Origin of the sequence: Serratia sp. YC16 (assembly GCF_009707615.1) — a bacterium.
Classification (GTDB): domain Bacteria; phylum Pseudomonadota; class Gammaproteobacteria; order Enterobacterales; family Enterobacteriaceae; genus Serratia; species Serratia surfactantfaciens.
On sequence record NZ_WLYN01000001.1, the window covers coordinates 466,822 to 478,994 of the forward strand.

Annotated in this window: 9 protein-coding genes; 5 read left to right on the forward strand and 4 right to left on the reverse strand. The window is 59.3% G+C overall.

Annotated features, from left to right (window positions below):
* Nucleotides 1–4 precede the first annotated feature (4 nt).
* Both GKN89_RS02165 and GKN89_RS02170 read left to right on the forward strand, forming a co-directional pair.
* On the forward strand, nt 5–1,906 hold the full coding sequence (locus tag GKN89_RS02165; protein ID WP_154746265.1) for a hypothetical protein: 1,902 nt from the start codon (nt 5–7) through the stop codon (nt 1,904–1,906).
* Complete coding sequence (locus GKN89_RS02170; protein WP_154746266.1) at nt 1,887–3,314, forward strand: hypothetical protein; 1,428 nt, start codon at nt 1,887–1,889, stop codon at nt 3,312–3,314. Before GKN89_RS02165 ends, GKN89_RS02170 begins: the two co-directional genes overlap by 20 nt.
* 63 nt (nt 3,315–3,377) lie before the next feature.
* Here the strand turns inward: GKN89_RS02170 and GKN89_RS02175 are convergent, their stop codons facing one another.
* The 4 genes from GKN89_RS02175 to GKN89_RS02190 form a co-directional block, all read right to left on the reverse strand.
* On the reverse strand, nt 3,378–4,091 hold the full coding sequence (locus GKN89_RS02175) for a flagellar brake protein (protein ID WP_019452615.1): 714 nt from the start codon (nt 4,089–4,091) through the stop codon (nt 3,378–3,380).
* A 76-nt stretch (nt 4,092–4,167) separates the two neighbouring features.
* A complete protein-coding gene (locus tag GKN89_RS02180) occupies nt 4,168–4,950 on the reverse strand; it encodes an N-formylglutamate amidohydrolase (RefSeq protein WP_154746267.1) in 783 nt (260 codons plus the stop codon).
* Nucleotides 4,951–5,051: 101 nt separating this feature from the next.
* Complete coding sequence (locus GKN89_RS02185; RefSeq protein ID WP_019452617.1) at nt 5,052–6,773, reverse strand: lysophospholipid acyltransferase family protein; 1,722 nt, start codon at nt 6,771–6,773, stop codon at nt 5,052–5,054.
* A gap of 155 nt (nt 6,774–6,928) precedes the next feature.
* Complete coding sequence (locus tag GKN89_RS02190; protein WP_154746268.1) at nt 6,929–8,599, reverse strand: DUF4091 domain-containing protein; 1,671 nt, start codon at nt 8,597–8,599, stop codon at nt 6,929–6,931.
* A 465-nt stretch (nt 8,600–9,064) separates the two neighbouring features.
* Between GKN89_RS02190 and GKN89_RS02195 the strand changes: the two genes are divergently transcribed.
* From GKN89_RS02195 to GKN89_RS02205, 3 genes are all read left to right on the forward strand, one after another.
* Nucleotides 9,065–10,318, forward strand: a complete 1,254-nt coding sequence (locus tag GKN89_RS02195; RefSeq protein WP_154746269.1) for a sugar ABC transporter substrate-binding protein — start codon at nt 9,065–9,067, stop codon at nt 10,316–10,318.
* Nucleotides 10,319–10,396: 78 nt separating this feature from the next.
* Nucleotides 10,397–11,338, forward strand: a complete 942-nt coding sequence (locus GKN89_RS02200; protein ID WP_019452620.1) for a carbohydrate ABC transporter permease — start codon at nt 10,397–10,399, stop codon at nt 11,336–11,338.
* A 10-nt stretch (nt 11,339–11,348) separates the two neighbouring features.
* Nucleotides 11,349–12,167, forward strand: a complete 819-nt coding sequence (locus GKN89_RS02205; protein ID WP_154746270.1) for a carbohydrate ABC transporter permease — start codon at nt 11,349–11,351, stop codon at nt 12,165–12,167.
* Nucleotides 12,168–12,173: the final 6 nt, after the last annotated feature.

Here is a 12,173-nt window from a genome sequence, read left to right on the forward strand (position 1 = left end):
CGCCATGGCCGAACGCAACGCCGTGTTACCTGCGACATGGAACGCCCTGGTCAGCGCTTTGTGCAAGGAAGCCCCTTACCTTGAAACCACGCTGGCCCCTGACATCGCACGCTTCGGCCAGGCGAAGATGGCGTCCGGTTTTTTATCCGCCGCGTTTACCTCCAGCCTGCTCGGTTATAACGGCAGCCCGCTGGAGTTCACCGTCTCGTCAGCCAGGCCGCGGGCGATTTCCTGCACGTTGGATCCTTTTTTGCCGCGTTATGCGGAACAGCGCGGCACCGAGGCATTTGCGCAGCGCTGTCAGGAGATCGTCGCCGCGCCGCTCGCCGATCCCGCTCGGCGGCTGGCCACCGTACAGCGCGACGGCCAGCCGCTGCGTTTCGGCTCCTGGCTGGGGCGCAAATACACGCCGGATGGGGTTAAGACCAAGGTGTACTCCGAAACCCCTGCCGGCGCAGCCGATCTCCCCGGCGGCTTGCAAGGGCCGCTAACCGCCGAGGCCTGCCGCGCGGCGGGGCTGACGTTACTGATGGTCGGTGATTACCCGGAGCAAGCCGACTCGCCGCAGGAATACTATTACCAGTGGCACAGCGCGCGGATAACGCATGACGATATCCGCACCGTCATGCGCCTTTTCTCCAGGGAAAACGAATTCTGCGCGCTGTTTCCGCTGTTGGATCGCGCGCTGGGGCAAACCTCTGCCCAGCGGGACTTTCCCGCGACCACCTACGGATTCAGCCTGGCGTATGCGCCGAACGGCCGCCTGGAAAACGTCACGCTGTTCACCATGGCGGCCAGCTTCTTTGGCGATAACCGCCGCGTCTACGACGGCGTCAGCGCCTTGTTGGCCTCTGGCGACCAAACGCTGCCGTTGCTGCACCGGGCGGTGGCCGAACGGATCCCGCTGCAGTATAACGTCGTCGGTTTCTCCAGCGACCGGCTCGGCAACGAAAGCATCAGCTGCACTTTCAGCCCGCAAAACACCCATTTCGAGACCGTGCCCACTACCTTGCCCCCGCCTGCGGGCGTCACGCCGTGGCGATTGGCGGATCTGCTCGCGCAGCAATCCGCCAGCGGCGCTTTTCCGGCGCAGGTCAGAACGCCGGACGGCCGTTGGCACCGGGATGAAAACGCGTTTGTCACCGCTCAGGTATTACGCACGCTGGACTACACCGCCCAGACCGCGCCGCATATCGAGAAGGCGCTCGATTTTCTGCTTGAGTGCGAAACGCGGCCCCATCATTTCAGCTTTTGGCCTGCTGCGGCGCACCCCGGCTGGATGGCGGGCCAGCGGATCGATGCTGACATCGACGACACCGCCATCATCACCGAATTGCTGTACCGATTTGGACGCCGCTCATTAGCGCACGCGCGACAAACGCTGGCGCACATGCAGGCCTACCAGGTACAGCGCGTCGAACGGCGGTTAACGACGACGCAGCACCAATGGGCGGAATGTTATGCCTTTCACAGCTGGATGAAAGACGATGGCGATATCACCCAGCTGGACTGCTGCGTCAATACCAACGCGCTGATTTTGATCCATATGCTCAACGCCAGGCACGGCGGCCTTCCGCCGGCCTACCCACGCATTATTCGCATGCTCAATCAGGCGGTGCGCTGGAGCGGCGGCGATTACGATCGGCTCAATGCGCTAACGCCCTACTATGCCCATCCGCATGAGTGGCTCACCGCCCTGGAGTACGCCCAGCGGCAAGGGGTGCCGCAGCTGTCGCCGGCGATCGAGGCGTTGGCGGTTTGGCGGATGCCGCCGGCCAACGCGGAAACCCCGCTCTATCGCCGCCACGACGGTCATTTTCTTTGGACTTCCGCCTGCCTGAACCAGTTCAGACATCTGGCACGCCTTTCTTACCAAGAGGAACGCTATGAATATCTTTCTCAATGATCTGGTGACGCTGAACAAAGTTATTTTGGACAACGCGCGCGAACAGTTTCCCGACGCCGAATCTCCCCGCCTGCGTTACCGCGCAGCGCCCGTGCCACTGGCCGACGAATTGCAGGCCGATGTCTGCACCGAAATCGTCTCGGGAGAGACGCGCTATCGCATCGCCACCAGCAGCGACGGCAGCCATTGGCACATGATGGTAGATTTCGCGCTCAGCCGCCCGGTCGCACAGGTGCCTTACGTGGTTCTGACCTTCAGCACGTTCGGCAAGGTCGAAGAAATGATTTTCGAACAGGTGTTGCTGGACGCGCCGCCAACCCGCTACCGCGCGCAACTCGATCTGGATCGTCTGGAACAGCGTGACGCGCTGCTGCGCGCGCTGTCGGATTATGACTCGCAAACCACGCTGGTGGTCGCCATCGTCACCGATAACGGGCTGCTCAACACCATCACTTCGCCGAAAGTCTTCTACTTCGCCGAGAACTACTACCCCTATATCTATCAGGGCATCCTGCCGCCGCCGCCGAGTCTGCAACTGATCCTGACTCCGCTGGCCTTCGGGCAAGTGTGGTACAACTATTACCAGGACTATGTGCGAAAAAACTATCTTTACTACCTGCCGGATAGCTTCCTGTTGGCAACCAACGCCACCGAGGACGACAAACCGATGCTGTCGATCTCGTTTACGGCGGCGCCGAACGCGACCTCACTCAACGATGTAGAGGTGACCTTCGACTATTTCCTGTCGCCCAAAGTCATTCAAGCGCGCATCAGCGACGCCACCGCCCAGTTCACGCAAATGGAGCCGGGCGGCAAACTGGCGCCGTTCGCCAACGCCGATACTCTGACGCTGCTATTGAGCCTGCCGGACGGCAAGACGGAGGAGAAAAACGCACTGATCAACCTGCAAAGCGGCATCGTGGATTCATTTACGCTGCCTGCCAGCCAGTTCGGCCTGATCTGGGATGCTCTGTTTGATCGGTCACCGCAAAACCCGCTGCTCAAAGGCTACCTGTCCGTGCAGTTCACCGGCTTTAATCCGGACAATCTGCTGGTGATGCTGGCGCTGGACGCCAAATACCAGAACAGGTTGCCGGATTTCATCAAGCAATCCGCCCCGGCCGACATCAATAAAACCGTTGAGTTTCGCAGCGACAGCGGCGCCTACGATCCCACCGGGCCGCGGCCGATCAAACGCATGCTGGTCAGCATCGACAACCAAACCATTGAGCTGGATAAAGAACAGCCTTCGCAATCGGTCAACGTAAAGATTTCCGTATTGGAACTGATCCTTCATCCGGACAAAAAGCTGGTCTACCGCTACGATTTGCAGGTTATTTATGTCGACGGCGGCAAAAAATTCTACAGCGATCTGACATCAAGCTTCGAGATCATTTACGTTCCCTGAAGGGAAAGAGAGTGGCGGCGCGCCAGGCGGGCTGGATACCGCCCGGCGCGCCGGAAGAGAGGGTCAGCGCTTTTTCTTCTTGTTGAAATCCAGCTCGAAAGCGAATACCGCGCTCTGGATTTTGCGCTCCATCGCCAGCCCCAGCTTGAGGAAGCGGCATGACAGGCGCGAGAAGCGTACCACCTGGTCGTTGTCGTCAGTTTCCTGATCGTCGTTGACCACCACCAGCTCCATGTTGACCTTGAAGCTGCCGTAGCTGCCCAGATCCAGCTCCGCTTTTTTGAGCTGCAGGCCAGGCTGGAAGAAATCCGGCAGCGGGCCGTCGAAACGCAAACCGACGCCGCCGGCGGAGAGATCGTGGATCCGCAGCTCATAAGGCGTGCCGTCCGGGTACTCGCCGGTGCAGAAGAATTGGCGCCAGTGCGGCGTAGTGATGCGGAATTGACGGCGGCGCTGGATATAGACCAGCTCCTGCGGCAGCCGGGTCGAACAGGCCTGTACGCCCTGATGTTCGGTCAGCTCCGCCTGGCCGACGGAAAACTCGATCTTGGCGTCGTTGCTTTCAATCACGATGGTGCAGGCGCCGTCGATGGCGCTTTCCGCTTCCTCACCGCTAAACACGATATTGTCCGGCCCGACGCTCAATAACAGACTTTGAAACCGGTGCTGCTGATTTTCTACGCGCAGCGGCGTGCGTTGTTTGCAAATTTCACGCAGAATCGCCAGAACTTCAAAACGCTCCCGTTTGATAAACAGTCCGTTATCGCTGTGCTCCACACGTCTCTCCTGACTTTTTTTCTAATGACGTCTTACGTATTCCTTACGGTTATCATCTCTGGGAATATTCCTAAAGTCAAATTTGCCAGCGTTGCCAGGCCTGCGGCAACAGGCGCGCGAAACGTTTCGCCCATGCCTGTTGCCCCTGTTCATCGGCGATCAGATCCTGGCGAATTTCGATGCCGACATAAGGCAAGCCGCGGCGCTCCGCATGCACCGGCAAGGTGTAATCGGTGGCGTCCGTCATGGCATAGGGTTGGTTTATGCCCACCTGCAGATCCCCTTCTTCGCGCAGCAGTTCGGCCAGCAGATGCGCGAATTCCGGGTAGCGGTTAAACAGCAGCCCTACCTGCCAGGGGCGCGACTCGCCCTTGAACACCGGCGTGAAGCTGTGCATGGCGATGACCGCCGTCGGCAGTTCGCGCAGCCGGCGCTGCCCCAGATGATCGTCGATGGCGCGGTGATACGGCAGAAACACCTCGCGCTCACGCGCCAGCGCGTGCTCGGCGTCGATGCCGATGTTGCCGGGGATCGGCGTCAGTTCAGACAAATGCGGGATCGAGCTGGCGATGCCGGGCGCCCGGTTGCAGTCGATCACCAAACGTGAGTAACGCTGATGAATCAGCGTGGCGTCCAGCTGGCGGCTCAGGTGACACGACACGCTCAGCGCGCCGATATCCCAGCCGATATGGCGCTCGATCTCCCCCGGCGGCAAACCGAGATCGCCGAGAGATTGCGGTATCGCCTTGCCGGCGTGATCGCACAGCAGTAAAAAAGGCGCGCCGCCGCGCGGGGTTTCAATGGCGACGGCGGGCGGTTCATCGGCGGACAATAGCGACGGGATAAACGAGTGAGGCATGCAAGGCTCCGGCGGTGGAAAGCAAAACGTTTATCGTAGCGCTATCCCGTCGCCGGCCCCAAGGTCGTGCTTAGATCAAAAAGGCATGAGTCAGACGCCGATCATGCCGTCTCGGCTTCCTGCGGCTGATGCACCGCAATGTAACGTTGATAACGCGACGGCTTGAGCCGCGAGGTATCCACCAGCACCAGCCCGTCGATGCAGTTGTTGAAGGCCGGATCGGTGCCGAAGTCGATAAACTGCACCCCGCCCGGCTCGCACAGTTCGGTGTACTGTTTGTACAGCGTCGGGATCGAACAGCCGATGTTGCTGAGCAGGCTCTTCAGCCGCACCAGATCTTCCTGGTAGTTATCCCCGGCAAACTGCGCCAGCACCTGCGGCAGCGAGGCCGGATAAGGGCGACGCGACTGGGCGAAGGCGTGATCCGGCGAGAAATAGAGCCGATAAAAGGCGATCAGCAGATCGCGCGCCGCCAGCGGCATGCCGCCGGAGATAGACACCGGCCCGAACAGATAGCGGTACTGCGGGTATTTCGACAGATAGGCGCCGATGCCCAGCCACAAATAGTCCAGCCCGCGCTTGCCCCAATAGGCCGGCTGGATGAAGCTGCGCCCCAGTTCAATGCCCTGTGCCAGGATCGGTTCCATATCTCGGTCGTAATGGAACAGGCTGTTGCTGTAGATGCTTTCCAGTCCCTTGCGCGCGATTTGTTCGGCGGTGGGGATAAAGCGATAGGCGCCGACGATCTCCAGCTCTTCCTCATCCCACAGCACCAGGTGGTAGTAATCGTCATCGTAGCTGTCCAGATCGCGACGGCGGCCGGAACCTTCCCCCACCGCGCGGAAAGCGATCTCACGCAGACGCCCCAGCTCCCGCAGGATCGGCGTGCGCGCTTCATCATGGCGGCGATAGAGGTAGATGGTTTTACCGTCCGGCGTCACCCCCAGCCGTTCGCAGTTCGCCAGCGCCTTTTTCAGCTCCAGACGATCTTCCGGCAGCGCAATCGGCGATTCGCTGGCGAACAACCCCGGCTTGCCCTGGCCCAAACGGTACACATGGCGGCGAAAGCGCTCCGCCAGATCCTTGGCGCTGGTGTGGCCGTCGTGCCAGTTGGCGAACGGCACGCGGCCGCCGATGCGGATCCGGATGCGCCCGCCGCGCTGCTGGAACATTTCGCGCACCAGCAGCAGCGTCGACAGCGGCCGGTAGACCAGCGAAGTAAAGTAGAACAGGTTGCTGTTGCGCGCACTGATATGAATCGGCACGATCGGCGCGCGCGCCTTGGCGGCCAGACGCAGAAAACCGGTATGCCAGTGGCCGTCGCGGATGCCTTTCGGGCTCATGCGCGACACTTCACCGGCCGGGAACAGGATCAGCGCGCCCTGATTGTCCAACTGCTGCTGCATGCCTTCAATCTGTTTGCGGCTGGTTTTATAGGCGACGTTATCCACCGGCACGAACAGGTTGCGCAGCGGTTCGATATAGGTCAGCAGTTGGCTGGCCACCACCTTCACATCCGGGCGCACCGCCGCAACGGCGCGCAGCAGCACCAGGCCGTCGAGCGAGCCGATCGGATGGTTGGCCACGAGCACCACCGGCCCCTGGCTCGGGATGTTTTCCAGATCGCCGTCCACCAGCTCGCAGCTGAGGTTGAAGTAGTCCACCACCTGCTCGATCAGATCCAATCCTTTCAGGTGGGGATAGTCGGCGGCGAACTGTTTGAATTCTTTTTCGAAGAGTAAGGTTCTTAGCAGGCTGCGCTGCCAGGCAGGGGTATTGCGGTGTGGAAATGCATCTTGCAACAAAGAATCCAGGCTGAACATCGCGTTATCTCCTGACGTAGTCGCTGCAAACTTAAGCCAGAGCCGTGACCCTGACATGTCAGTTACATGACAATAAAATGAATCCATCGACTATCAGGTATAGCAAAGTAATGGCGATTTGGGAGCGAAAGACGCATTTTCGCCCCCGTTTGCCTTCACATTGGCGCCAGAAGCGCTTCGATGCGGCGGTTCACCGCTTCGCGCAGGCGCAGCAGCGGCCCCGCCTGATGCGGATAACGCTTGAAGGTGATGCGCATGCCCAGCTCGCGTTCGATCAGCGCCTCCACCGCCGCCCGATCGCTCAAACTCTCCAACAGCTGCAGCGCGCGCATGTCCTGCAGCCCCTGATGCAGCACCTGCAGGCGCAGCGACTCCACCGGCTGCAGATCGTCGCCCGGATACACCACGAACGGGTCGCCGGAAGGAAACGCGTGGCCGCTGTCGGTCACCGCGTACGGATTGATGCGCTCGCGCGAATGGGCGCTGTTATAGAAGTTGAATCCCCAGTGCAGGAAGCCGGCGATGCGGTACAGATACAGCTGCACGCCCAATATGCGGTTGCGCGCCGAAGGCTGAGCGAAGAAGCGATTGGCGACCTCGGTCTTCTGCACGCAGCAATAATAGGCCCACAGCCCGGGCACCCGGTGTTCGATAAAGGGTTCGATATGGTCGGTCGCCGCCACTGGGGTCTCCACCAGGCCTTGCTGATAGAACGCGAAATCCGACAGCGCGTCGAAGGTGCGAAAACCGCCCAGCAACGGCCGCAGCGCGGCGCTGGCACGCTGGTAGGCCGTCAGGTTGTCCAGCGTCGGTTCATCGGAAATGTGGAACCACACCTGCCGTTCCAGCCCCCGTTCGCGAAACCAGGCGGTCAACGCCGGCAGCAGCGCGTGCAGGAAACGCTGATACGCTTCGCCCTGCGCATCGGTGTGCCAGCCGAACAGCGGCAGCGTCTCGCCCTGATCTTCTACCACTATCTTCGGCGCATGCGCCGCGCCCCACTGGGTAAACAGCGGCGCGATCTCGAAATGCTCGATGCCCTCTTCCTGTGCCAGCGCCACCCATTGCGCCAGACGGCTGAAATCGAAGCCGTACCCCTGCACCGAACGCGTCACTTTCACCAGCTGCACCGTGGTGCGTTCACCGCCGACGGCGGTATCCAGCGGCGGCGTAAACAGCGGCGTCAGCAGCATATTGACGCCGGCCTGCACCGCACAGCGCACAAAGTTGCGCACCGCGCGCCAGTACGCCGGGCTGAACACCGCCAGACGGTAGTAATCCGCCAGACAGTCGGTGTGCAGCCACTCGGTATGCAACAGGGTTTGCGGCGGCAACGCCGCCGGCACCAAGTGCAGCGTCAGTGCGGCTTCGGCCAGTGTCTCGCCGCTTTGCGCATCCAGCAGGCGCAGGGTCAACGGGACATCGCCGGCCAGTGTCATGGCGGCCGGCGGCGTCAGGGTGAGCCATAAGCTGCCGTAATAACCGCAGGCGGCGAAAAAACGCCGTTGCGGCAGCGGCATCAGCGGATCGGGAAATAATCCCGGTTCGGTGGTCAGGTAATTTTCATCGCTCTCGCGATAACAGGGAAATCCGCTCGGCACCGATCGCACCTGACGCACGCTGATATAATCCGCCAGCGGCCCGTCAAGTTGATAACACAGCTCATGGCGGGTCTCGTTACCGGGCGTTTGCAAACAGTATACCGCCTGCCAGGAAAGCACCTCGTTATTCAGCCCGCTCAGCCGATTTTCTACGGAAATGGATGGCATGCTGCGGCGATGAAATACTTTTTCCAGACTATGGGTAAATACCAGAGACAGGCGCATAATAATCAGCCCTCTTTATTTCTCATGAATAATCGGTGTAAAAATCAGGCTAGCGCCTTTTATCGCCACAAACAATAGCCAGTAATAAAAAACGTTCCTGCCCTCTCTTCTGACGGCGGCGGGAAGATTTTTTTGTTTATTTGCATCACAAAAATGAAAGAAGCTGGAGCTTGCACAATAAAAATGTTTTTAATCCCCATTGTGGTGCAAGGGTTATCAGTTATTCCTATGCCTGCGAAGACCGCTAAATGCCGCACTACCGGGGAAAAAACCCGCCACAAGGTTAATGAAATGTGAACAGATCGACCTTTCACTTAGGCGTAAAAGCCTTTCGATTTTAACAACAATGAAACATACATACCCCATTTTTGGGCGTTCGGGGGTGTATTGACACATTGAAAGTTAAGGGATAGAAAGAATTTACGTTGCGAAAAACGTTATTCGTCGCTCACCGAGGGGAAAGCAATGTCACCGATAAAAAATACCGGCCGCCTGCTGGCGCACTCCATTCTTGCCAGCGCATTATTATTACCCACCCTGCTCCATGCAGCAGATAAAATAACATTACGCTATGCCGTTTGGGACAGGAATCAATTACCCGCCGAACAGGAGATCGCCAAGCGATTTGAACAGGCCAACCCGGATATAAAAATAGAAGTAGAATTAACCCCTTCGGCGCAATATTTCGTTAAATTAGATTCCGCTGCCGCCGGCGGCGTAGCGCCGGATATATTCTGGATTAATATGCCTTATTTTGTGCAGTACGCCAAAAACGGCATTATGGAGCCGCTGGCGCCTTATATTAAGGAGAGCGGCCTTAAGCTGGACGACGTGGTCGCCAGCTCGGTGAAAGCCTACCAGTACGACGGTCAACAGATGGCCATCCCGCGCGACGTCGATTCCATCGCCGTGTGGTACAACAAAAAACTGTTCGATCAGGCCGGCGTCAGCTACCCCACCAGCGACTGGAGCTGGGACGATCTGAAGAGCAAGGCCACCGCCCTGAAAAACGGGTTGAAAGGCGCCGCCTTCCCGCTGGTGATGGACCTCAGCATCGACGGCCAGGACAGCTACATGAACCTGCTGTTCCAAAACGGCAATCACATCGTGCCCAAGGACGGCCAGCCTACCGACATCGCCAACGACAAGTCCATCTGGGTCTATCAGCAGCTGCAGGGCATGATGAAAGACGGCCTGATGCCGAGCGCCCAGCAGATGAGCGAAGTCAAAACCGAGAACATCTTCCAGTCCAACCGCGCCGCGATGGTCTATGCCGGCTCCTGGCTGGCGGCGCCGTTCGCCAATAACCCGCTGATCAACGATCACATCGGCGTGGTGATGATGCCGAAAATTGAACGTCAGTCCGGCGTGGCACACAGCCTGGCCTTCGCCATGTCGGCCAAAAGCGCCCACAAACAGGCCGCCTGGAAATATATCGCCTTCATGAGCAGCGAAGCCTCGCAGGCGGAGCTGGCCAAGGTGGTGATCCCGGCCAACAAGACGGCGGCCAAAGTTTGGGCGCAGCAGATCCAAAAGGTCGACGTCACGCCTTACATCCAGACCCTGGAAGTGACCCAGGCTTATCCCACCGCCGGCACCAATACGCCGAAATGGCAGAACATGTGGATCGCCAGCCTGAAGAAGATCTTTATGGGCGCGGACGCCAAACAGGAAATGGACAAATCGGTCAAGAAGATCGCGCGCGTCATGGAGCAGTAATCGCCCCGCCGCGGCGCGCTGCCCCGAGCGCGCGCTGCGGTGGAACCCTGCTGAAAGTCATAGGTGAGGAATGGCAACATGTCGCTGGCAGAAACGGCTACGGTCACCCTGAAACCATCCCGGCGCACCGCCCGCCCCGCGCTCAATCGGCTCGAACGTGCCGAACGCTTCTGGGGCTGGGTGATGATCCTGCCGCTGCTGATGGGGGTGACGGTGTTTTACCTGATCCCCTTTTTGCAAAACATCTTTTACAGCTTTACCGATCTCAACCAATTCATGCGCTGGAGCAGCATCAGCGTCGATAACTATCTCAACCTGTTCGAAGACGACGACTTTTACACCGCCGCCGCCAACACCCTGTTTTACGTGGTGGTCTGCGTGCCGATCAGCCTGAGTCTGTCGCTGCTGCTGGCGATTGGCCTCAACCAGAATATCCGCGGCAAAGGCCTGCTGCGCACCCTGCTGTTCCTGCCGGCGGTCACCATGCCCGCGGCGGTGGCCATGGTGTGGCAATGGCTGTTCAACAAGGATTTCGGCCTGATCAACCAGGCGCTGAGCCTGTTGCACATCGCGCCGGTCGCCTGGCTGTCCGATCCGGACGTGGTGCGCATCAGCGTGTCCATCATCATCATCTGGTCGTCGCTGGCGCTGAAGATCATCATTTTGCTGGCCGGGCTGCAAAGCATTCCGCGCCAGCTGTACGAAGCGGCGGATCTCGACGGTATCGGCACCCTGCGCCGCTTCTTCTGCATCACGCTGCCGATGATGGTGCCGACGCTGTTCTTCGTGTCGGTGATGAGCTTTATCGAGATCCTGCAAATCTTTGACGTGGTGTTCCTGATGTTCGACCGCGCACTGGTGGAGAACGACGTGATGACCGTCACCAACCTGTTTTACAAGTACGCGTTTTACCTGCAGGAAAAAGGTTATGCCTCCGCCATCACCGTGGTGCTGTTCGCCGTCACGCTGGTGATCACCCTGATTCAAATGGCGATCGGCAAGCGCCTGAAAGTCAGCTGAGGAGCTGCACATGAACGCAAGCAAGAAAACGCTGGTGTACCTGTTTATGGGGCTGGCGGCGCTGGCCTCGGTGGTGCCTTTTATCTGGATGCTGGTGACCTCGCTGAAAACCCAGGCCGAGAGCATTCAGATCCCGCTGACGCTGCTGCCGGCGCATCCCAGCCTGCAGGCCTACGGTCGGGTGATGCACGAAATCCCGTTCGCCGGCTTTTATCTCAACTCGCTGCTGGCGACCTTCTTCACCGTCACCTTGCAGATGGCGATCGCCACCATGGCTGCCTACGGCTTCTCACGCCTGCATTTTCGCGGCCGGGATGCGGTGTTTCTGGTGTGCGTATCGGTCCTGATGGTGCCTGGTCAGGCGTTTCTGATCCCGCAATTCCTGGTGGTGCAGAAGCTGGGGTTGGTCAACAGCATCACCGGGTTGGTGCTGCCGGGCATTTTCAGCGTTTACGCCACCTTTCTACTGCGCCAGTTCTTTCTGGCGGTGCCGAAGGAAATGGAAGAAGCGGCCTTGATCGACGGTTACAGCTACTTCGCCATCTTCTGGCGCATCATGCTGCCGCTGATCCGGCCGGGCATTATCGCCTGCATCATCATCAACGGCCTGTGGAGCTGGAACAACCTGATGTGGCCGCTGATCGTCAATACCACCACCGAGATGCTGACGCTGCCGGTTGGGCTGGCCTCGCTCTCCAGCCGCGCCGGGGTGGAATATCCGTTGCTGATGGCCGGGGCGCTGATGGCGGTGATCCCGATGCTGATGCTGTTCATTATTTTCCAACGCTATTTCATCCAGGGCATCGCCAGCGCCGGGGTGAAAGGCTAACGCGCA